The sequence below is a fragment of the Paenibacillus aceti genome (assembly GCF_003614185.1).
Lineage (GTDB): Bacteria > Bacillota > Bacilli > Paenibacillales > Paenibacillaceae > Fontibacillus > Fontibacillus aceti.
The window spans coordinates 2,057,750-2,081,597 of the sequence record NZ_KZ987724.1 but is presented as its reverse complement, the minus strand read 5'-3'; the positions used below and the strand labels follow the sequence as shown (position 1 = coordinate 2,081,597).

Genomic DNA, 23,848 nt, shown 5'->3' with positions numbered 1-23,848 from the left:
CGATAAATTGAAGAAATACAGGTAGGAGGAGTTACAAATGAAATTAGGCGTCTTTATGGTTCTGTTTGGAGATCGTTCGTTCGAAGAAGCGTTGGATATGGCGGCATCCCGCGGGTTGAAGGCTGTAGAGATCGGAACAGGCGGTAATCCTGGTAAAGCTCATTGCAACCCGGATCTTCTGTTGGAGAATAAAACAGCTCGCGAGCAGTTCAAGAAAGCGGTGGAATCCCGCGGCCTGATCATCAGTGCCTTGAGCTGTCATGGGAATCCGCTTCATCCGCAGAAGGCACTGGCGAAGCAGGATCACGATGACTTCGTTAAGACAGTTCGGTTGGCTGAGCTGCTCGAAGTACCGGTGGTTAATACTTTCTCTGGCTGCCCAGGTGACCATGAGAATGCGAAATACCCGAACTGGCCGGTGGCTCCTTGGCCGAATGATTATCAGGAAGTGCTGAAATGGCAATGGGAGAACAAGGTCATTCCTTATTGGAAGGAATGGGGTGCTTACGCTGAGAAGCATCATGTCAAGATCGGCCTTGAGCTGCATGGCGGCTTTTCCGTGCATACGCCGGGAACATTGCTCCGTCTTCGCGAAGCAGCTGGCGAAGTCATCGGGGCGAACCTGGACCCTAGCCATATGTGGTGGCAAGGCATCGACCCTGTTCAGGCCGTAGCTATCTTGGGTAAAGCGGGCGCGATCCATCACTTCCATGCGAAGGATACGACGATCGATCCGATCAATGTCAATATGCACGGGATTACCGACATGCAATCCTACACTTTGATGCAGGATCGTGCATGGCAGTTCCGCACGGTAGGCTATGGACATGATATGAAGACCTGGGCCGATATTATTAGCGCGCTTCGCTTGTATGGCTATGACTATGCCGTGAGCATCGAGCATGAAGATGGACTGATGTCGATCGACGAAGGCTTCACCAAGGCGGTTCGCAATCTGCAGCAGATCATTATCGAAGACTCGGCCGCTGATATGTGGTGGGTATAATTATAGATTAGGAAATAACGACTGTCTGTTTAGACGGTCGTTATTTTTTTGCGATTAGCGGGGCGCAGCAGGACATTTGCCCACCCGTGTGCTCTAACGAAACTACAGATCGCTATTTACTCCAAAACAGGCCCATTCTGATTCTAACGAAACACCATAACGTTATTTGGGCTAAATCCACACTTTAAGCAACTATTTGCACTTGATAGCGTTACCCCGTTTCGTTACAGTTTTCCGAGGCTCTTTTTGGCTTGAATAGCGATACCTAGTTTCCTTAGGGTTCATCCGAGAGATCGAAGAGTTCATTCGGGGTATAGATTGCGAAGCCGAGGTTATTTTAATACCAGGGGAGGACAGGATTTGTAAAGAATGTTGCGCTTAATTATAATCTCAGTGTTATTTTATTTAAAAATATGATAAACTGAAACAAACTAACTTATCGTAAGCTTCATACTGACTTTATTGGTCATGGAGTTATGGTTTCTAATTATGTAAGAGGTGAAATGTAATGGATGATAACGGTACATCCATATGTCCGCTCTGTCCGCGCTTTGAATCGGCTTTTTCCTTGCTAGGTAAACGTTGGAATGGATTGATTATTCGAACTTTAATGGACGGGCCAAAAAGATTCAAGGATATCTCCAATGGTATTCCGTCGATGAGTGATAAAATGCTATCCGAACGGATGAAGGATCTTGAGAACGAAGGCATTCTTGTACGACATGTGTACCCAGAAACACCGGTTCGGATCGAATACGAATTGACGGATAAGGGACGTGCGCTACGTCCTGTTATGGATCAGGTTCAGTGCTGGGCGGAAGAATGGATTGAGTAAAGCTGTTGTGCCGCTGCCTGTGGGGGAGCGGCACTAATAGTGTGTGTTCAAAACTTTTTGAACAACCTCTAATATTTCAGAGAGTAGGTGTAATTTTGGCTGAGGTAATAGTAATCGGAGCAGGACCTGCGGGAGCAAGTGCAGCTTTGTTTCTAGCTAAGGCAGGTAAAGAGACGCTTGTTCTGGACAGTAATGCGAGTATGACGAGACGAGCCTGGATTGAGAATCATTACGGCGTGAAGGAAGCGACCGGACCTGATTTATTGCAGACAGGCCGTGAACAGGCCGAGAAATTCGGCGCGAAGTTCATCGAAGAGAAGGTGATCGCTGTGGATACAAGTGGCGAGACCAAGGTGACCGTCAAGACCGAATCAGGACGCAGCTATGAAGCTTCTCATGTTATCCTGGCAACAGGCGCGCTTACGGATTTGGCCAAGTCGATCGGGATTACACTTAAGGATGGAAGAGAGCCGCGGATCAAGACAGTCATTGAGACCGATGGCGATGGACGGACCAGCAAGCCACGGATTTGGGCAGCAGGGACGGTAGCCGGTGTTAGCGTTCATACTATTATAACTGCCGGTGACGGAGCCAAGGTCGCGATTGAGCTGATTAGCGAATTGAACGGTGAACGTTATGTTGACCATGATATTTTAAAATAAACAATAACAAGCAAATTACTATGGGAGGGGCCTTTCAGTTTTTGAAGGCCTTTTCTTTTTGGCGGCGACAAGTCCCTGTGATCTCATATACTGTATATTTCGGGGCTTATATGCTACGTTGAGCTTATGTTACAAGGAAGGAGTCTTCTGGAATGTCTCCGATCGGAGTTATATTATCGCAAATCGGCACGCCCTTGGAGCCAACAGCCCAAGCGGTACGCCCATATCTTCGCAAATTTCTGTCGGATCGGCGGATTATCGATTATTCTCCATGGTTCTGGCAGCCGCTGCTGCGGGGGATCATTCTGCGCACGAGACCGCGTAAATCGGCTAAGCTGTACAGTGAGATTTGGCAGGCGGACGGCTCGCCACTGTTGATTCATTCATTGGCGCAGCAGTCGGGTCTTCAGGCCTTGCTTGGCACCGATTATCAGGTGGAGCTGGCGCTGGCTTATAGTGAGCCGAGCATGAAGCAGACCATGGCTAAGCTGGAAGCAGCGGGGGTCACACGCATTATTATTGTTCCTTTGTTCCCGCAATATTCGTCGACGACGAGCGCGTCCGTATATGATCAAGCCTGCTTCGCTGCGCTCGGAAGAAGGAGTGTCGGCGGGCCGGTGTCAAAGCGCTTCGTTCCCGCACTGCGGTTTGTGGACGCATATTACAAGGAACCTGATTACATATCTGCTATGCATAAGCATCTGCACCGTTATATTGAAGATCACAAGCTTGACCCCGATTTTTATGTTCTCACCTTCCACGGCATACCGAAGCGATATGTAGATTCTGGCGATCCTTATCCATTGCAATGTATGGAGACAGCCAGGCTGCTGGCGGAGGCGATGGGATGGAGCTCAGACCGTTACCAAGTCACCTTCCAGTCGCGCTTTGGGCCAGAGGAATGGGTAGGGCCAGCTACGGATGAGGTGCTAGGACAATTAGCGGAACGGGGGATCAAGAGGCCCCTGATTTTCTCACCAGGGCTGGTCACAGATTGCCTGGAAACGTTGCATGAGCTAGCTATCGAGGGCAGAGAGCAATTTGCCGCCGGAGGCGGAGAGGAGCAGCAATTCACTGCAGCCCCCTGCTTGAATGATCAAGCCGATTGGCTGGAATTTCTGGCTGGGCTGGTGGAGAAGAATGCACTGGGCTGGAGGGATTAACCATTTAGCTAGGCAAAAAAATACCCTTCGATATTCCGGTTCAGGAAATCGAAGGGTAGGGGATGGTCGCCGGACTGACTCATCAGATCCGGCAGATTTCATTCGGACATAGCTCACAGTGGCACATATCCTGCAGCATGACCAGATCCTTAATGACGATCATGCCATTCACGTACTCGAGCGCATCCTTCTTGCGAAGGTCACTGAGCATGCGGTTGACGCTCTCACGAGTCGCGCCGATCATATTGGAAAGATCCGTATGTGTAATTTTCTTATTAATGAGAATAGAGTCGCCATACGGCTCACCATAAGTATTACTAAGGCGAATTAAAGTAGAGGTCAGCGCACCGGGCTTACCATACATCATCAAGTCACGGAATTTGGTCTGGGTAAGACGATGGTGAATCCCCATCCATTTCATGAAATCAATTGAAAAATCACAATGCTGGCAAATCATAATTTCCAGATCTTTTTGCTCGATTACGCCGACCTCGCTATCCTCGATCACTTCAGCGGTGAAGCTATGCTTCATGCTAAAGAACGGATCGGCCTGTCCGACCAGATCGCCACGACCATACATATATAGAATGAGTTCTTTTCCTTCATCCGTTGATTTGGTTAATTTAACACGCCCGCGCTTAATATAGAACAATTTATCGGAAAGATCACCTTCCCAGAACAGATGCGTCCCCTCGGGATAAGACTTATCCTTCATAGTAACCAGAAGTCGGTTGAAGTTTTGCTCGGAGAAACAACTTGTATTGCCGCGGGGCATGGTGGTATTTACACTTTCACTCATCATCGATTTCCCCTTTGTATCCGAATTTGTCTTTAATTTTCTGAAAATTTTAAATTATTTTAAATTAATTATATAACGATTATTTGATTTTGGGTCGTCTCTAATACGTCTAAAAGTGTCTAATTTTTAACATTGTGACTAATTTCACTTTGGAAGCGTTACCCAGCTGCCACTTGTCAACCGGGAATTTTAGGAGAACAAACTTCGTCTATTTTATCATTCAAGGTCGAAAGTAGCTTTAAAAATAAACACTTATATGTAAGAACATGATGAAAATATACACCGAAACATGAAAGTTTTCAACCACTTTATAGTTTGTGAAAAAATTCACTATACAAAATAAAATCGATATGCTATGATCAAATCATAAAAGAGAAGCACAGAGCTTCCAAGGGATGAACCTTCAAGTGAAATATTTCACGATCTTATTTCACGATCTAAAAGACAGGCGAATCCATAATCTTTAGGAGGATGAGAGACATGGCCGTTAAAAACGAAGTTGCGACCAAGGTACAAGAACCTACTGCGCAAGAGTATGTACAAACATTGATCGACAAAGCGAAAAAAGCACAAGAAGCCTTCATGAGTTTGGATCAGGAACAAATTGATTCTATTGTGCAAGCCATGGCATTAGCCGGTCTGGACAAACATATGTATCTGGCGAAGATGGCTGTAGAAGAAACAGGCCGCGGTGTGTACGAAGATAAGATCATCAAGAACATGTTCGCTACCGAGTACATTTTTCACAGCATCAAGTATGATAAGACCGTCGGTGTGATTGAAGACAATGAATATGACAGCTTCCAGAAAATCGCTGAGCCAGTCGGCACCATCATGGGGATTACTCCGGTAACGAACCCGACATCTACGACGATCTTTAAAGCTCTTATCGCGATTAAAACTCGTAACCCGATTATTTTCGGATTTCATCCATCCGCTCAACGTTGTAGCTCTGAAGCAGCGAAGATTTTGCTGGACGCAGCGATCGAGCATGGTGCTCCTGCCAACTGTATTCAATGGATTGAGAATCCGTCCATGGATCGTACAAATGCGCTGATGAATCATAAAGACATCGCTTGTATCCTGGCAACCGGCGGCTCCGCCATGGTAAAAGCAGCATATAGCTGCGGTAAGCCAGCTCTGGGTGTAGGCCCTGGTAACGTTCCTTGCTTCATTGAGAAGAGCGCTGACATTGACCAAGCGGTGAATGACCTGATCCTGTCCAAAACGTTTGATAACGGTATGATCTGTGCTTCCGAACAAGCGGTAATTATCGAAGAACCGATCTTCGACCAAGTGAAGAAAAAAATGATAGCTAACGGATGCTATTTCGTAAATAAAGAGGAGGCAGCTAAGCTGACTAAGGGTGCGATCATTGCAGATAAATGTGCAGTGAACCCGGCGATCGTAGGTCAACCTGCTGTGAAAATCGCTGAAATGTGCGGTATTGATGTACCGGAGGGTACTAAGATTCTCATTGCAGAAATCGAGGGTGTCGGTCCTAAGTTCCCTCTGTCTGCTGAGAAATTGAGCCCGATCCTGGCCTGCTATAAAGTGAAGACTGCAGAGCAAGGTATCGAGCTGGCTCATGAAGTAGTAACCTTCGGCGGTATGGGTCACTCTTCGGTAATCCATTCCAATAATGAAGATATTATTAAAAAATATTCGGATCGTATGCCTACTTGCCGGATTCTGGTCAACCAGCCATCCTCGCAAGGCGGTATCGGTGACATCTATAACACGAACCTGCCATCGTTGACACTAGGCTGTGGATCATATGGACGTAACTCCACATCGTCGAACGTAACAGCTATTAATCTGATCAACGTGAAAAGGGTGAACCACCGTACTGTGAATATGCAATGGTTCAAGGTTCCTAGCAAAATTTATTTTGAAAAGGGTGCGACTCAATATCTGGCTAAAATGCCTGACATCAGCCGTGTACTGATCGTTACTGACCCGATGATGGTTAAACTGGGATATGTGGATCGTGTAGTGCATTACCTCAATCAGCGTCAAAATCCAGTAGCCATCAAGGTATTCTCGGATGTTGAGCCCGATCCATCGACAACTACGGTAGAACGCGGTACGGATCTGATGAACAAATTCCAGCCAGACTGTATCATCGCACTTGGCGGCGGTTCGCCAATGGATGCTGCGAAGGGCATGTGGTTGTTCTATGAATATCCAGAGACCAGCTTCAATAACCTGAAGCAGAAATTCATGGATATCCGCAAACGGATTTACAAATACCCGCATCTCGGTCAAAAAGCTCAATTCGTAGCGATTCCGACCACTTCGGGTACAGGTTCTGAAGTAACTTCTTTCGCAGTAATTACCGATAAGCTAAAAGGCAATACGAAGTATCCTTTGGCTGACTATGAGCTGACTCCAGACGTAGCCATTATCGACCCTGAATTCGTATATACCTTGCCTAAGAGCGCAGTTGCCGACACGGGTATGGACGTCTTGACCCATGCGATCGAGGCCTATGTCTCAGTAATGGCTAATGACTATACAGATGGTCTTGCCATCAAGGCAATCCAACTCGTATTCCAGAACCTTGAGAAATCGGCGCTTACCGGCGACAAGCTGGCTCGTGAGAAAATGCATAATGCTTCGACATTGGCTGGTATGGCCTTTGCTAACGCCTTCCTGGGAATTAACCACAGCTTGGCGCATAAATGGGGCGGACAATACCATACAGCGCATGGTCGTACGAATGCGATCCTGCTGCCGCACGTCATTCGCTACAATGCCAAGAAGCCGACCAAATTCGCAGCATGGCCTAAATACAGACATTTCATCGCTGACGAACGCTATGCGGAGATCGCTCGTATTCTTGGATTGCCGGCTCGCACTACGGAAGAAGGCGTGAAGAGCCTGATCAATGCGATTCGCGAACTGAACAGAAAACTCGAAATTCCAGAGACCTTCCAAGAGCTTGGATTTGATCCGAAGGATTTCGAATCGAAGGTAGATTATCTGGCAGACCGTGCCTTTGAAGACCAATGTACAACGGCGAATCCTAAGCTGCCGCTCGTTACGGAATTGGCTGAAATTTACCGCGATGCCTTCTACGGAAGATTTGACAAATAATTGAACAAACGCAAGGAAATTCGTGACAAATATCACCTCGATTGTGATATTTGTCACAATCATTTATGGGGGATTGAGGTATGATTATGACATAAATGATCCCGCATAAATTTTTGAAATAGGTGATATGTTTTCACAACACTCACAGATTTATTAGTGTATGAAATGTGAAAATTATCACAAATTTTAGGGATCACGAGGCGCGAGTATATCCTTCAACCGCGTGCTCCAAACTATATATATGGAGGGAATAAAGATGTCGGTGATTGAAAGAGAAGTACAAGGTAGTCAAGCAGTTCCATCCGCATGGAGAGGCTTCAAAGCTGGCAAGTGGATGAAAGAGGTTAATGTTCGTAACTTTATTCAAAAGAACGTTGCATCCTATGAAGGAGATGACAAATTCCTTAAAGGCGCTACAGCCAATACTAAAGCACTCTGGGATATCATTTCCGATCTGTCCAAGAAAGAACGCGAAGCTGGCGGTGTACTTGATGTAGATGTGAACACACCTTCTACAATCACTTCTCATGCTGCAGGTTATTTGGACAAAGACAAGGAACAAGTCGTTGGCTTGCAAGCAGATGAGCCGTTCAAACGTACGATTCACCCATTCGGCGGAATTAACATGGTTCTCAATTCCTGTAAAGCTTATGGATTTGAACTGCCGGGCGAAATCGTAGATCTGTTTACAAAAATTCGCAAAACGCATAACCAAGGTGTTTTCGATGCATATACCACTGAGATGAGAGCTTGCCGTAAAGCAGGGATCATCACAGGTCTTCCAGATGCTTACGGCCGTGGCCGGATCATCGGCGACTATCGTCGTGTAGCACTCTATGGCGTTGATTTCCTGATCAAGCAAAAGAAACAAGAAAAGCTTAGCCTTGAAGTCGATGTTATCGATGAAGATGTAATCCGTCTTCGTGAAGAGCTGTCTGAGCAAATCCGCGCTTTGGAAGAATTGAAAGAATTGGGCCAAATGTACGGCTTCGACATTTCCAGACCAGCTGAAAATGCTAAAGAAGCTTTCCAATGGGTATACTTCGGTTACCTGGCTGCAATCAAAGAGCAAGACGGTGCAGCGATGTCTCTTGGCCGTGTATCTTCTTTCCTCGATACCTATGTGGAACGCGACTTGGCTGAAGGCGTATTGAATGAAGAAAGTGCTCAAGAATTGGTTGACCACTTCGTAATGAAGTTGCGTATCGTGAAATTCTTGCGTACTCCTGAATATAATGACTTGTTCAGCGGTGACCCAACTTGGGTGACTGAATCGATCGGCGGTATGGCCGAAGATGGCAGAACACTCGTCACGAAGAACAGCTTCCGTTTCCTGCACACACTGTACAACTTGGGACCAGGACCAGAACCGAACCTGACTGTACTGTGGTCCGAGAAATTGCCTGAAGCGTTCAAGAAATTTGCGGCAAAAGTATCGATCGAGACCAGTTCGATTCAATATGAGAATGACGATCTGATGCGTCCGATCTACGGCGATGACTACGGTATTGCTTGCTGTGTATCCGCGATGAGAATCGGTAAACAAATGCAATTCTTCGGTGCTCGCGCTAACTTGGCGAAGGTATTGCTGTACGCTATCAATGGTGGTAAGGACGAGAAATCCGGCGTACAAGTGGGTCCTGAATACCCAGCGATTACTTCCGAATATCTGGATTATGATGAAGTGATGAAACGTTATATTCCGATGATGGAATGGCTGGCCAAGACTTATGTTAACTCCTTGAATGTAATTCACTATATGCATGATAAATATTGCTACGAACGCATTGAAATGGCATTGCATGACCGTGACATTCTGCGTACGATGGCTTGCGGTATCGCTGGTCTGTCGGTAGCTGCCGACTCCTTGAGCGCTATTAAATACGCTAAGGTTAAACCGATCCGTAACGAACAAGGCATCGCAGTTGATTTTGAAATCGAAGGCGAGTTCCCTTGCTATGGTAACAATGATGACAAGGTTGACCAAATCGCTGTCAAGCTCGTTGAAAGCTTCATGGGCATGATTCGCAAGCATAAAACTTATCGTAACTCCTTGCCAACACAATCGATCCTGACGATCACTTCCAATGTTGTGTATGGTAAGAAAACAGGTAGCACTCCAGACGGACGTAAAGGCGGAGAACCATTCGCACCAGGTGCTAACCCAATGCATGGCCGCGATAAGAAGGGTGCTCTTGCTTCCTTGAGCTCGGTTGCTAAGCTTCCTTACGAACATAGCTTGGACGGTATTTCCAATACGTTCTCGATCGTTCCTAAGGCTCTTGGTAAAGACATCGATTCTCGTGAATCCAACCTCGTATCGATGATGGATGGATATTTCGGCAGCGACGCTCACCACTTGAACGTTAACGTATTCGACCGTGAACAATTGATCGATGCGATGGATCATCCAGAGAACTATCCTCAATTGACAGTTCGTGTATCTGGATATGCCGTTAACTTCATCAAGCTGACTCGCGAACAACAACTTGACGTTATTCACCGTACTTTCCACGGTTCGATGTAATAGCGTAATCTAATTAGCTTAAGATTGTGGCTATACATCAGGCAGCCCAATGAGAAAGGGTGACGAACAATATGCTTAAAGGTCGTATTCATTCATTAGAAACATTCGGCACAGTAGATGGACCGGGTATACGCTTCGTACTCTTCATGCAAGGCTGCCTGCTGCAATGCCAATATTGCCATAACCCTGATACCTGGAGCCTGACGGAAGGCCGAGAAGTAACTTTGGAAGAGGTATTGGCTGAGATTGAGCCTTACATCAACTACTACCGCTCGTCAGGCGGAGGGTTGACGGTATCTGGTGGAGAAGCGACTTTACAAGCTCCATTCGTCACCGAATTATTCCGTGAGGTGAAGAAGCGCTGGAACCTGCATACCTGTCTGGATACGAATGGATACAATGAAGGTGACAAAATCCGCGATTTGCTGGATGTGACCGACCTGGTCATGCTTGATTTGAAGCATATCGATAATGAGAAGCATATCAAATTAACTGGCAAGCCGAATGTGCGGATGCTGAATATGGCCCGTTGGCTATCTGAGCATGACCGTAAAATGTGGATTCGACACGTATTTGTTCCGGGGATTCATGACGATGAACAGGATCTGATCAATCTCGGCAAGTTCATCGGCGGGCTGCATGGTGTAGAGAAGTTCGAAATTCTCCCTTATCATACCATGGGTATTTTTAAATGGCAGGAGCTTGGTTGGGATTACCCTCTGGAAGGCGTTCCTTCTCCGACAGAAGAGGAGATTGAACGGGCGAATCGTCTGATTGAAGAGGGTCGGCAGCAGGTAGTTTCAGCGAAGTAATAATGATGTCAGTAAACATGACTTAACATATTACTAACCCAAAACAAAACGGTTAAATTTGACGCAGTTTGTCAGATTTAACCGTTTTTTCAATTTACGACTAGATGATATTATCCCCATTATAGAAAAATGTCCTCCTTATCAAAAATGGAATCGCTTTCTATAATGAAGATGTAAGACAAACCGATCTTAAGGAGGGTCCAAAGAAATATGAAAAAGAGTGTGACAATGCTACTTTCCCTGTTTTTTGTAGCTTCGACATTGCTCGCAGGCTGTGGAAGTTCCAATGACAAAAACACGGCAAATGAAGGAAACACCGCGGCGAACAACAAACCTGCCAACGAAGCAAAGGTCAGTGATGAACCGTTTGAAATTACGATTCGTCACACACAGATCGGGGAAGCGAAGAAGTTCCGTTTGGCCATTCTGGATGATGTGGTTAAAAAGACACAGGAGGCTGTTCCTGGTCTGACGATCAAGCTGGACGGCGTTGATTCCGAGGTTAACCGCAAGGAGAAGCTGAGAGGCGAAATGGCTGCGGGCAAGCCGCCAGAAGTGTTCGACGTATTCGGTAGCCCGGACGCAGAATTGTATGCGAAGGAAGGCTTGATGCTTGACCTTACACCAATTCTGGATGAATTAGGTATTAAAGATAAGTTCAGTGACTTAGGTCCATTTACACATGACGGCAAAATTTATGGTCTGCCAATCGGCGGCTCGATCGAAGGTATTTTCTATAATAAAGAATATTTTGAGCAAAAAGGTCTGACAGTTCCTAAGACGCTCGATGAATTGGAAGCGATTGCTGAGAAGGTCAAAGCTGACGGCAAGATTCCATTCGCTCAAGCATCTAAGGATGCATGGATTCCATTGATGACGACGAACAACCTGTGGTCCTACTACGCTGGTGCAGATATCACTTACGGATTCAAGAGTGGTGAGACGAAGTGGACGGACGAGAACATGGTTAAGGCGATTGCCAAGCATCAGGAATGGGTGCAAAAAGGTTACTTCAAGAAGGGCGAGCTCGGTTTTGAATATGCAGATATGAGAAACCAAGTGATTACCGGCGAAGCGATCATGATGATGGACGGATCATGGGCGAACTCCGTATTTAGAGACCCGGCACAAGCTGGTGAGATGGTAGGTAAAATCGGCTACTTCAATATGCCTCCTCTGAAAGAAGGAGACCCATTTGTAGTCATGCAGGACTCGAATAACGGTTATGGCTTCTCCAGTGCTGTTGGCGAAGATCCTCGTAAATTGGAAGCGGTTAAGGAATTTATCAAGAACATGTGGACGGACGAAATGCAGCTTCGCGGTTTGAAGGAAGACGGCGTGCTTCCTGCAATGAAGATGGATCTGGAGCAAATGAAGACAGCGTCTGACGATCCTTTGATGCAGGATATTTTCAAAGCTGTAAGTGAAATCGGAAATGCGTTCCCTGCCTTTGACGCCCTTGTTCAAGCAGAAGTTAACACGGCGCTCGGCATGGGTATCCAGCAAATCATCGGAGGAGAAATTGAACCTCAGAAGATGCTGGAAAATGTGCAGGCCGCTCAAGATGCAGCTAACGCGGCAAGCGAGTAATGAATTGTTGAACATCCTCTTGTAGTTAAGAAAGGGCGCCACCCGCCTCGACTTTGTGGGGGCGCCCTTTCTGTTAAATGAATGATAGATAGAAATTTAGGAGCAGAAGAAACGATGATAAAAGATTACAACGGAGGTTACCATGAATAAAGCGCTAAGAAATCCAGTGGTTTATGTTCTGTTCATATTGCCTGCCTTCATACTGTTTCTGGCCTTTTTTATCTATCCGGTATTTACAGCGATCAATAATAGCTTCACCAGCTGGAACGGTATATCCAAAACCGTTAATTATATCGGATTCGATAACTATGTGCAGGCGTTCAATGATGACGCATTTTGGAAATCGGTGAGGAATAATGTTTATTTTATTCTTTTCTCCTGTTTGATTCAGGTTCCACTGATCATTATATTCTCGCTGTTAATCGCGAATGTGAAGAAATTCAAAGGGCTATATAAGACGGCAGTGTTCATGCCATCGATTATGTCTACCGCAGTCATCGGGATTCTGTGGGGCTTCATCTACAACCCGGACTTCGGTTTAGCCAATGAAGTGTTGGGACTGTTCGGCGTGTCGCCGATATACTGGTTGTCTGACAAGAACTGGGCCATGATCTCGATTCTGATTACGAATGCTTGGCAATGGACTGGCTTCTACATCGTCATGGTGCTTGCAGCTATTCTCTCCATTCCTAAAGAACTGGATGAGGCGGCGGCGATCGACGGTGCAACCGGAGTCCAAAGAGCGATGAAAATTACTCTTCCGCTCATTATGCCAATTGTATCGGTCGTTATTATGTTGTCCATCGCTGGTGCGATGAAGGCTGCAGATATTGTGCTTGTTATGACCAAGGGCGGTCCTGCAGGCTCGACGGATGTTATGGCGACATATATGATCCGTTATGCGATTACAAGCTTTAGACACGGCTTCGGTAATGCCATCGCTGTATTGATCTTTGTATTTACGATTATCATCACGGTATTATATCAAGTCTTGATTGCAAAACGGACAGAAAGGATTGAATACTGATGAGAGCAACAAAGAAGGTCATTCCACATATATTTCTAATGGGCTACTTGCTGGTCATCCTGTATCCATTTCTGTTCGTTATTTTCTCTTCGCTTAAGACGAACAATCAGGACATTGCTTCTAATCCATTTGGACTTCCAAGCTCGATCACATTCGATAACTATGTAAATGCTTGGGTCAATGCAAAGATCAGCGTTTATTTCTTTAACAGCTTGTATATCGGGATTCTAGCTGCCTGTGTATCGATCCTGTTTGCGGCCATGCTATCATTCGCGGTAACAAGAATGCGTTATAATAAAATTAGTGCCATCGTGTTTCAATTAATCCTGCTGGGGATGCTGATCCCGAACAACTCCTTGCTTCTTCCGATCTACGGGATTATGAGTAAGCTGGGCATTCTCGACACACATATGGCTTTGCTGCTCCCTTATATAGCTAACGCCATTCCATTCTCGGTTATTATTCTAGCAGCCTTTATGCGTTCGCTTCCGGGAGAAATTGAAGAAGCGGCGGTCATGGATGGATTGAGCTCTGCCGGACTGTTTGTTAGAATAATAGTACCGCTTACTATACCGGCAATCGTAACCGTCTTTATCATCAACTTCCTGGGCAACTGGAACGAGTTCCTGCTTGCGAACTACTTCCTGTCCAATGATGCCCTGAGAACGCTTCCGGTAGGTATGGTAGGCTTTAGAGACGCCTACAACACGAACTACGCACAAATGTCCGCTGGGATTGTTTTTAGCGTTCTGCCAGTCATGATTATCTACGCTATTTTGCAAGAGCAAATTATTGAAGGGGTTACGGCGGGCAGCGTTAAGGGCTAATTACTAGATTTATCGGGAGCTCATGCATATGAATCTGCGAATTAAATTGTTTACGGCTTTTCTGGGGCTGGTGATTATCCCTCTGTTTATCCTTGGTCTTATTACGTTCTTCGTCAGCTTCAACTCAATCGAATCGAAATACAGCCAACAGTCGGAATATTCACTGAAGGCGATTGCATACAGCATCAAGAATGTGTTCCATGAGATGGATAATGTGACGGATAACGGGATTGCCAAAGGGGTATTCCAGCAGGCGCTGATCGCCAAGGACCCGGATTCGCAGGATTTGACGGCAACGACCCAGCTTGAGCTTAATGCCAACCAGAAGAATTTCCGATCTTTGTTATACAATCATCCGGCGATCGACTATGCGTTCTTGTACAATGTACATGGGCGGGCGGGCTCGGATGTGATCACGATTTTTAATAAGGAGAATTTCCAGACCTTGCCCTACGAGCAATTCAAGGAGCATCCACTGTATAATGAGGTCGTTTCTCTCAGGGGAGTGCCGCTGTGGATTGCCCCGCATGAATATCCGGAGTTTACCGGCTCGGACAATGTGTTCACACAAATTCGCTTAATCAAGGATTTGAACAATTTGCGCAGCGTCGGGATTTTGGTTGTTCAGATCAAAAATTGGGAATTTGAGAAAATATTCCAGAATCTTAGGCTCGGCAGCAGCATGAAGGATACACGCTTTATGCTGATTAATAACAAAGGTCAGGTATTATATGATTTCCAGTCCGAGATGGTCGGCCAATCTCTGGAGCCGGGCATTCTGCAGAAGCTGGAGCAGGATGCGGGCTATCAGAGCTTTAAAGCCAAGTTCAACGGGGAAGAGAGCGTAATTTCCGCGTATGATTTGAAGGAGTATCCTTGGAAGCTTGTATCGGTAACCTCATGGCGTTATTTATCACGCGAGGTGGTTACGTTCGCGAACTGGTTCGTGGTGATCTTCTTCGTCTGTGTGCTGACGGCTCTTCTGTTCAATCTGGTGTTCATGAACCGGATTACCGGCACCATCGGCGTTATCGTCCGATTTATGCGTAAGGTTGAGGATGGAGACTTGAGCGCGCGCGTGGAGGAGAAAGGCGATGACGAGCTGTTGCTTCTGCAGCAGGGCTTCAACAATCAGATGGCTAAGATCAATGAATTGTTCGAGCAGGTCAAGAAAGAGCAGTTCCAGAAGGCGAATGCCGAGCTGCGGGTGCTACAGGCCCAGATCAAGCCGCATTTTCTGTTCAATACACTGGAATCTATCAATGTACTGGCTGTTCAGAACGAAGGCCGCAAGGTTAGCGAAATGGTAGTTAGGCTGGCTAATATTTTGCGGATTAGTATTCAGGATAAGGAAGAGATTAGCCTCAGCCTGGAGATAGAGCACTTAAGGAATTATTTGGAGATTCAAAAATTCAGATTTGACGAGTTATTCGATTATGAGATCGACATACCGGATGAAATGATGAGCTGTCAGCTTCTGAAGCTCACGCTGCAGCCGCTTGTAGAGAACAGCATCCAGCATGGCTTTGAAGGAATTGAGTATCATGGCATGATCAAGGTGACAGGACGGATGGAGGCGGATCGGATCACGCTTCGGGTTGAAGATAATGGAATTGGGATGACGAATGAAGCGCTGTCCAAGATCCAATATGTAGATTTGGATGATCCCGTCCATCAAGAGTCCGGTTCTTATCCTAATCATGAGAGAAGGGGCTTAGGATTACGAAGTGTCTATGATCGTCTGCGGCTTAAATATGGGAATCGATACGGGCTGTTCATCTGTTCGCATCCCGGACAGGGTACGGTAATCCAATGTGTGATTCCTAAATATGAATTGGGTGATATAAATGAGACTGAAGGCGTTATTGGTTGATGATGAGGTCCATATCCTGAACAATCTATCCAAAGTGCTGCCTTGGGAGGATTTGGGCTTTGAGATCGTCGGCTTGGCGAAGAATGGTGTGGATGCTCTGGAGGCGGCCATTACGCATCAACCCGATTTGATTTTAAGCGATATCCGCATGCCGGTTATGGATGGGCTCACCTTAATCCAGAAAGTCAGAGAGGAAGGACTAACCGGGGAGATTCTCCTTCTGACAGGCTATCAGGAGTTCGAATATGCCCGTACGGCGATTCGCTACGGAGTTCGCGATTATATCTGCAAGCCGATCAATTATTATGAGCTGGAAGATACGGTGCGGAAGCTGGCGAAGCAAATTGTCGAGAAGAAGAAGCAGAAGAATAAGGAGCAGCTCTTGAACCGGATGGCCAATCTGGCCAATGAGAACAATTTGCTGCACTCTCTGCTCGGTCAAGAGACCGCGAAAGAGGATATATTATGGCAGGATGAAGAGGAATCAGACCATCCGCATAGCTATGCTGTGCTGCTGCTCGATATGGACGGTTACGCCCACGAGTCTATCTCTTGGCCGTTTCCTGAGCGGAAAGCCTGGAACCTGGACATTAAGCAGAAATTGAAGGAGCTGTTCCTCCCGCTTCTCCGCGATTTTACGGTGCTGCAGGTACGTGAAGGGGAATGGTGTGTCGTCTACGATACGGTAATTAATCCACAGTTGACGCAGGATGAACTGAGTCTGGTCTATGAGAGTCTGCAGACATTAGTTGCAGATAAGCTGCATATGCATATACGTATGTGTCTGGAACAAGAACCGCTTACTTTGGCTGAAATGTCTGCTGTATACCAGCGTATGCAGCAAATTTTGATCCTCGATCCACCGCAAGGCTGGTTTACGGATGTGCAGTCCGTTACATCGGATCTGCTTAAGCCGATTCCTGGCGAGGATCTTGGAGCTGTCGACGCGCAGTGGCACTGGATTGAACAATTCGGAAGCGGGCTTCGCAACGGTAATTATGAGGCGATGACGCAAATGATTGGCGAGTTGAAGGCTTATGTCGGTCGTCTGAATGAGACCTCAGTCGGCAGATCTGAGAAGCTGCTATATTATTTGCTCATCCATCTACTGCGTGAGATGCGTGAGATGCAGATGCTCCCTGGGGAACAAGAGGAAGCCGTCTGGTTAAGACTGCAGGAATCGCTGAGTGTGAAGGAATTAATATCACTGATCGTCTCGATGATCGAGCGCTTTAAGGATTCACTCTCCACCAAGAAATCATCGGAGGTACTGATGATGTCGGCGCAGAACTTTATTCAACAGAATTTGGGGGCCGACTTTGGCATTGAGGAGATTTCCGATTTTCTGGGGATCAGCTGCAGCTATTTCTGTTTGCTCTTTAAGAATCATTTCGGGGAGACTTTTGTGGAGTATCTGACCAGACAGCGAATCGAGACAGCCAAGTTTATGTTAAGCGGCAGTGAGAAGTCGATCACACAGATCGGCGCTGAGGTAGGGTATCAGGAACGCCGTTATTTTACGAAAGTGTTCCAAAAATATACCGGAATGACTCCTTCGGAATATCGCCTGAAGGATTCACCCGCATCTTAAAATTATGGGTTCAAAAAGACCGGTTTATAGTGCCGGATGCTTTTTGAATTACATCAAAATGGGAAGGTGAATAATGTTGGATTTGACCCAGTGGACCCTCGAGCAGAAGATTGGCCAATTATTTATTTGTGGATTTCAGAGCTTGGCTCCTGATGAGCAAATAACTACATTGACAGGGAAATATCATGTTGGCGGAGTCGTCTATTTCCGCCGCAATATTGAATCGGTTCAGCAGCTTGCAGCGCTGTCCCGCGATCTGCAGAAGCTTCCACGCAGCCATTCCGATATTCCGCTGTTCATCTCGATCGATCAGGAGGGCGGGATGGTCGCCCGGCTCGATCATGATGGAATCAGCCGTATTCCGGGAAATATGACGCTTGGAGCCGTGGATGATCTTCGTTTGACGTATAACGTAGCCAAGCTAGCTGCCGAAGAAATGCTGGCATTAGGCATCAATATGAACTTTGCTCCTTGTGTGGATGTGAACAATAATCCGTCGAATCCGGTAATTGGGGTGAGATCCTTCGGCGAGAACCCGCAGAAGGTAGCTGAGCATGGGGTGGCGGCGACCCGAGGGTACCAGGATCAGGGCGTAAGCGCGACGGTTAAGCATTTCCCGGGTCATGGAGATACAGCGGTAGATACGCATCTTGGCCTAGCTGTAGTTCCTCATGACAAGGAGCGGCTACGTAATATCGAGCTGCTGCCGTTCCGCAGAGCAATCGAAGCGGGAGCCGATGCGATCATGACAGCGCATGTGATATTTCCGGCCTTTGAACCGGAGGAAATTCCGGCTACCTTATCGCACCGTGTGTTAACTGAACTGCTGCGTGAGGAGATGAACTTCGAAGGCGTCATCGTAACAGATTGCCTTGAGATGCATGCCATCTCTAAGAGCTGCGGCGTTGCCGAAGGAGCGGTACGGGCGATTGAAGCAGGTGCTGACCTTATTCTGGTCAGTCATACCCTAACTGATCAGGTTGCGGCTTTAGAAGCCGTGCGCGAAGCGGTGCTTAGCGGTCGAATCAGCGAGGACAGAATCAATGAATCGCTAGAGCGGGTATTGGAGCTGAAGGCTAAGCGGATTGCAGCTGCTGCGGATGCAGAGGTAGAGACGAACCGTTTGAGCGTATCCGTTCCACTTACACCGCAAGCTGAGAGCGAGGCGCTGTTGCGGGAAGCTGCAGAGCGCAGTGTGACGCTTGTGCATGATTCCGGTAATCTGCCGCTTAGCAAGGATGAATCCACGCTCGTGATCTGGCCGGAGCTGCGGCATCGCACCGAAGTGGATGAGCCTTCGGTACATCAATATACTTTGTATAACGCCTTGCAGCCTTATAGCAATAATATCAGCCTATCCGTGATTGGAACACGTCCAGAAGAAGAGGAAGTGCTGGAGGTGCTTAAGCGGAGCACTGATTTTGAACAAATCGTGGTGGTCACCTATACAGCGGAAGGCGAAATTCCAGAGGGACAGAGCCATCTGGTGAATGCGCTGATCCGTATGCATGGCTCCAAGGTAGTTGTGGTCTCTACTCGGAATCCATATGACTTGAAGTCCTTCAAGGATGTAGGCACTTATATTTGCTTGTATGAGAATCGCCAGTTCTCTCTGGATGCTGTTGCCAAAGTATTGATGGGCAAGCTCACAGCCAAGGGAAAACTTCCAGTCAGCTTGAATTTGGATGAAGTCACCAAATAATTTCATAATCTAATCTGGGCTTGGCAGAGAATTCTCTTTGCCAGCCTTTTTATTTGCGAGAAATGGTTGGTTGTAAGTTGTAACGAAACTGGGTAGCGCTATTTGCGCCAAAAAGGCCAATTTAGAAATCTAACGAAACTGGATATCGCTATTGAGACCAATCTAAGCCTTTATCCCCGTATTTCATCAGAATAATGATACGGAGTTTCGTTAGAATCCCATCTCCTTCATTTTTGCTAGAATAACGATATGGTGTTTCGTTAGAGATCTTAAGGCTGGAAAAGTGCTGGAATGTCAGATACAATGATTTCGTTGCTGCCTTTTTAAAATTTCAGACAAAAAGCAACTTTTTCTGTTTATATGCGTTTAACCTTATGTGATTGTCGAAAGAGACAAAATGGGAGTAGAAGGAGCTTAACATGAATTTCAAGAGACTAATTATAACGACGATTTTTATTGCTTCACAATTAGCAATGGTTATTCCTGTAAGTGCTGAAGAAGTGGTTAAGCAGGATCCGGTTAGTGCAATTGAACAGCGGGCTGCTGTTACATCGAATAATGCAGGAGCGAATGCAGCGGATACTCAGGCTCAGGCCAACAATTCGGTTGATCCCACGCAAGAGGATGGTCTGAATAAGGGTGAGTCGTCCGATAAAGATACATCTGTTACGGAAGAGAACGGCAAGACAGAGGGGACAGACAAGGAAGGAACAGTCGATGATAACCAGGCGGAACAGCCAGCTGGAACGGAGGAGAGCCAGGATGGTAATGCTGCCGATGGTTCAGACAATGGCTCTACCGAGCCTGTTACATCCCCAGACAACAGCGTGAATGCGACCAGCACAGGTGGCCAACTCGTCCTGATGATGAATAGCAATAAAATGTACCAGAATGGCAAGGAGTACAAAGCCGGCTATCCGATGGAAGTGAAGGAGGGTGTCTCCTACGTATCGATCCGTGCGATCGTGGAGCGTGCCGGTTTACAGCTTTCTTTTGACAATAAGACCAAAGAGACGATTATTACGCGAGGCACGGACGAGCTTCGCTTCAAGCTAGATACCACGAACTATCGGGTTAATGGCGTTGTGACTCAGATGAAAGGTAAGTCTTATTCTGCCAAGAACAATTTCATGGTGCCATTGACGGCGATCACGAAGGCGCTTGGTATTCCATATAGTGTCGATAATGTAGGGAAGCGCGTCATTCTGAACCTGTCCACGAAGCCTGTAGCTTCTTTCTCAATTGGCAATAAGGAAGTAGTCGCTGGAGAGACAGAGGTTCAATATGTGACTAGCTCATCTTCACCTTCAGGGCTTCCGATTGTGAATGAAGAGTGGACTGGTCGTCAGGATATGTTCATGGAGCCGGGAACTTATACGGTAACCTACCGAGTACAGGATTCCAATGGACAATGGAGCGACCCGTTCTCCATGACGATTAAAGTTGCTAAGCCGCATACCCCACCGGTAGCTAACTTCTCGACTGACAAGGATACGTATAAGATGGGGGAACTGATCACTTATACGGACCTAAGTACGGATGAAGTGAGTATTGAGGAACGGGTTTGGGATAACAAGGCGCTTGCCTTCTTTACTCCAGGACCTAAGACAATTAGCTTGAAGGTTGTGAACCCCTTCGGCCTGTCATCCACTGTAGAGAAGACGATTATGATTACGAACGAGACCCTGTATGAACGTGATGACTTCAATAAGTTATTCGTTCCAGTCGGAGAGAAATTCACATTCGATGGCTCCTCAGTTCCATCCTGGGAAAGAGTGAACTACTCCATTTCTTCCGATCCCGTAACCTTGATCCGCAGCAATAGCCCGGAGACGGTGTATTCGGAGGGGAGAGTTTATAAGGAAACAGCGAGCGGTTCTATGCGTTTCATGGTTCACCATGTAAACTCTACTGGTAAGAACATGAAGATGTATGTTATTGCTACGAATAAGAATGAGACGACAACTCGCCTAACCCAAACCAGTCTTGGCTTTGGTGGACCTAGTCAGTACGCTACGGCTGCAGGCAAGGTCTCGGTTGAACGCTACTATAAATCTTTACAGTCTGGTGATAAATATAAAGATATCTGGATTGCTCCAGGTGAAAGTAAAATCATCTTGACAGAGCTTAACGCTATTACGATGAAGCAAGGTGATGTAATATCTCTATTTGCTGATATGTATAGCGATCAATCGTTAGAATTTGATGTAATTATGATAGATCCTAATAAGGATCCATTTACTGCACAGCCAACGCTTGTAAATTTAGAGACGGATGTTCACAACAGAGGGACGTATGAGGATTCAACTCGTTATTTCCAATACAATGATCTAGTGGGGACTACTCGTACTAGACTTCTTATTGGAGATAATTCAAGTGACCCGTACCTGATAGGACATGACCCACTTAAGAATAATGAGTATAAGCTGAATGCTGGTAACTTTGGGGTATTGTACAAGATTAAATTGAATCGTGTCGCTCCAAATACACTAATCACATTTAACCCACGTGGGGGAAGATACTCTGGCTCTATTATGGTGAATGGCGATATTGTGCAATTAAGCTCGCTCAGCGGGCCGAATGACAATAATGTTTTGTTCCGCACAGGGGATCGCGAGCAGACAGTTGAATTTGTATTCACAGCTGCACCGGGCAGTAACTTGTCTGTCAACTTGTTGCTCCAACCACTGCCAGAAGTGAAGCAATAATTGCAATTATTCTTTTAAATTAAATTAACCAGCGGGCTCTCCCAGTAAGTCATCGAAGATGACAGGGGAGGCCCTTTTAGCTCAAGGGCCAATTCATGCAAAGGGTACTGTGCTTGTCGGATTACGCTTTGTAAGCGAGGCATTAGGAGCTCAAGTCTCATTCGATAAAAAATCAAACTGTTGATATTATTACTGAATAATTATTAAAAAAAGAAGAATGCAAAATGAGTTATTAATCCTCACTTGCGTTCTTCTTTTTTTTATTTTCCTCCTACAAGAGTGTATTTATTCCTCCGAAACATCAACGAACGTTAAACCAGGAAAAACGGTATAATTCTTTAATTGGGTGTCTTTAATGATGTTCGCATCATCAATTAAGTTTCCTTTTCCAACATAGGACGTTATCAGGAATTCCCATTCGGCTATAAATGGCGTGGATAAGTTCATATAATGGACTACATTTACACGAACTTTGTATTGCTCTGCACCTTCCACTTTTTTGGCATCTATGAATTTGATGTCTAAGATGGAAGGATAGACTCCGCCTCCTGGAAAAGAGATCCCTTTGTAATCTGGGGATACAATTTTGTTCCAAACTTCTTCAGACGCTTCGTCTCGGATATTATAGGCAACCAGATATTGATAGATGGGGGAGGCGATTTCTGCCCAATCTCCTCCAGTCAAATCCAGTTCTTCCTTCCATAAATCAGAGCCAGAAGCTGATGCAGCGTTTTTCTGATTGATCACTACGGTTTGAGTCTTGGAATCCCAGCTTACATTTGCACCTAATGCTTTGGAGATTGTACTAATAGGCACCATGACCCGTCCATCCACATTTCTGGGGGATACGTCAGTCTTAATGGTTTGCCCATTCACAACGATCGAGATTTTTCCGCTAGCGAGTGCTCCGCCGATTAGCAAAGAGGTAAGTGTAAAAATAAGTAAGACAGTGATCATTAGCTTTCTTTTCATCATAAAACCTCCTGATTTAGAATGACCATTAGGTCGACTACAAGGAAAATAATATCATATTTAAGTACATTTAACACGCGGGTACACCAACTCACATTGACGTTGTTAAATTTTTGCGGCATTATTAAGAGAGATAGAGTGTGAAGACGCATGGAAGGGTAGTTCAGACGGGAGGAATGTCACATGCTGTCGACAGAGGATATTATCGGTGTGATGTCAGCCCAAGGTTTGCGAATCACCGACCAGCGCAAAAGCTTGGCCAAACTGTTCGCAGAACGGGAAGGTTATTTGACACCTAAGGATGTTTATGAATATATGGGCAAGCAATACAGTGGGCTCAGCTTTGATACCGTGTACAGGAATCTTAGAGTGATGGAAGAGCTCGGAGTGCTTGAGCAGGTCGTGTTTGAAGATGGACTTAAGTTCCGGGTTGGCTGCGACAAGGATGGCCATCACCACCACCATATGATTTGTCTGCAGTGTGAGAAGACGTACCCGATCCATTTCTGCCCGATGCCGATGACGGATGCTCCGGAGGAGTTCCAGATTGTGAAGCATAAATTCGAGGTGTTCGGTTATTGTAAAAATTGCCGCCCCGACAAATGCTCGGGTCAAGACGCGCAGGCGGGTAAGGATCAAGGCGGAGGCGCATAAT

General features: G+C 46.2%; 18 protein-coding genes. 16 read left to right on the top strand and 2 right to left on the bottom strand.

Annotated elements, in window-relative coordinates; all coding sequences use genetic code 11:
- Positions 1-37 precede the first annotated feature (37 nt).
- The 4 genes from BFJ94_RS09275 (at position 38) to hemH (ending at position 3,666) form a co-directional block, all read left to right on the top strand.
- The gene (locus BFJ94_RS09275) at positions 38-1,006 is read left to right on the top strand and encodes a sugar phosphate isomerase/epimerase family protein (protein ID WP_120462408.1); all 969 of its coding nucleotides are present in this window, start codon (positions 38-40) and stop codon (positions 1,004-1,006) included.
- A gap of 508 nt (positions 1,007-1,514) precedes the next feature.
- Entirely contained in the window at positions 1,515-1,841 is a 327-nt protein-coding gene (locus tag BFJ94_RS09270) for a winged helix-turn-helix transcriptional regulator (protein WP_120462407.1), read from the top strand.
- Positions 1,842-1,936: 95 nt separating this feature from the next.
- Positions 1,937-2,503, top strand: coding sequence for an FAD-dependent oxidoreductase (locus tag BFJ94_RS09265; protein WP_120462406.1), 567 nt, complete (start codon positions 1,937-1,939; stop codon positions 2,501-2,503).
- Between the two features lie 152 nt (positions 2,504-2,655).
- Positions 2,656-3,666 carry a ferrochelatase gene (gene hemH, locus BFJ94_RS09260; RefSeq protein WP_120462405.1) on the top strand — a complete coding sequence of 337 codons (1,011 nt, stop codon included), beginning with the start codon at positions 2,656-2,658 and terminating at the stop codon, positions 3,664-3,666.
- Positions 3,667-3,748: 82 nt separating this feature from the next.
- Here the strand turns inward: hemH and BFJ94_RS09255 are convergent, their stop codons facing one another.
- Positions 3,749-4,465 carry a Crp/Fnr family transcriptional regulator gene (locus tag BFJ94_RS09255; RefSeq protein WP_068781879.1) on the bottom strand — a complete coding sequence of 239 codons (717 nt, stop codon included), beginning with the start codon at positions 4,463-4,465 and terminating at the stop codon, positions 3,749-3,751.
- A 480-nt stretch (positions 4,466-4,945) separates the two neighbouring features.
- On the opposite strand from BFJ94_RS09255, the gene adhE reads away from it, so the two are divergent.
- From adhE to BFJ94_RS26195, 11 genes are all read left to right on the top strand, one after another.
- A complete protein-coding gene (gene adhE, locus BFJ94_RS09250) occupies positions 4,946-7,564 on the top strand; it encodes a bifunctional acetaldehyde-CoA/alcohol dehydrogenase (protein WP_120462404.1) in 2,619 nt (872 codons plus the stop codon).
- A gap of 256 nt (positions 7,565-7,820) precedes the next feature.
- Positions 7,821-10,091, top strand: coding sequence for a formate C-acetyltransferase (pflB, locus tag BFJ94_RS09245; RefSeq protein ID WP_120462403.1), 2,271 nt, complete (start codon positions 7,821-7,823; stop codon positions 10,089-10,091).
- A gap of 71 nt (positions 10,092-10,162) precedes the next feature.
- Positions 10,163-10,903 (top strand): pyruvate formate-lyase-activating protein, encoded by a 741-nt coding sequence (pflA, locus tag BFJ94_RS09240; protein WP_120462402.1) that lies wholly within the window; start codon positions 10,163-10,165, stop codon positions 10,901-10,903.
- Positions 10,904-11,113: 210 nt separating this feature from the next.
- Positions 11,114-12,493: an ABC transporter substrate-binding protein gene (locus BFJ94_RS09235; RefSeq protein ID WP_120462401.1), complete on the top strand. Its 1,380-nt coding sequence runs from the start codon at positions 11,114-11,116 to the stop codon at positions 12,491-12,493.
- 142 nt (positions 12,494-12,635) lie between these two features.
- Positions 12,636-13,520: a carbohydrate ABC transporter permease gene (locus BFJ94_RS09230; RefSeq protein WP_120462400.1), complete on the top strand. Its 885-nt coding sequence runs from the start codon at positions 12,636-12,638 to the stop codon at positions 13,518-13,520.
- On the top strand, positions 13,520-14,347 hold the full coding sequence (locus BFJ94_RS09225) for a carbohydrate ABC transporter permease (protein WP_120462399.1): 828 nt from the start codon (positions 13,520-13,522) through the stop codon (positions 14,345-14,347). Before BFJ94_RS09230 ends, BFJ94_RS09225 begins: the two co-directional genes overlap by 1 nt.
- Before the next feature lie 28 nt (positions 14,348-14,375).
- Complete coding sequence (locus tag BFJ94_RS09220; protein WP_120462398.1) at positions 14,376-16,220, top strand: cache domain-containing sensor histidine kinase; 1,845 nt, start codon at positions 14,376-14,378, stop codon at positions 16,218-16,220.
- Positions 16,195-17,811, top strand: a complete 1,617-nt coding sequence (locus tag BFJ94_RS09215; RefSeq protein WP_120462397.1) for a response regulator transcription factor — start codon at positions 16,195-16,197, stop codon at positions 17,809-17,811. Before BFJ94_RS09220 ends, BFJ94_RS09215 begins: the two co-directional genes overlap by 26 nt.
- A 73-nt stretch (positions 17,812-17,884) precedes the next feature.
- Positions 17,885-19,513 (top strand): beta-N-acetylhexosaminidase, encoded by a 1,629-nt coding sequence (nagZ, locus tag BFJ94_RS09210; protein WP_120462396.1) that lies wholly within the window; start codon positions 17,885-17,887, stop codon positions 19,511-19,513.
- Between the two features lie 419 nt (positions 19,514-19,932).
- A complete protein-coding gene (locus BFJ94_RS09205; RefSeq protein WP_120462395.1) occupies positions 19,933-22,221 on the top strand; it encodes a stalk domain-containing protein in 2,289 nt (762 codons plus the stop codon).
- Positions 22,222-22,279: 58 nt separating this feature from the next.
- Complete coding sequence (locus BFJ94_RS26195) at positions 22,280-22,405, top strand: stalk domain-containing protein (RefSeq protein ID WP_120462394.1); 126 nt, start codon at positions 22,280-22,282, stop codon at positions 22,403-22,405.
- Between the two features lie 101 nt (positions 22,406-22,506).
- On the opposite strand, the gene BFJ94_RS09195 is transcribed toward BFJ94_RS26195, so the two are convergent.
- Positions 22,507-23,196 carry a copper amine oxidase N-terminal domain-containing protein gene (locus tag BFJ94_RS09195; RefSeq protein WP_120462393.1) on the bottom strand — a complete coding sequence of 230 codons (690 nt, stop codon included), beginning with the start codon at positions 23,194-23,196 and terminating at the stop codon, positions 22,507-22,509.
- A 180-nt stretch (positions 23,197-23,376) separates the two neighbouring features.
- On the opposite strand from BFJ94_RS09195, the gene BFJ94_RS09190 reads away from it, so the two are divergent.
- Positions 23,377-23,847, top strand: a complete 471-nt coding sequence (locus BFJ94_RS09190) for a Fur family transcriptional regulator (RefSeq protein ID WP_120462392.1) — start codon at positions 23,377-23,379, stop codon at positions 23,845-23,847.
- Position 23,848: the final 1 nt, after the last annotated feature.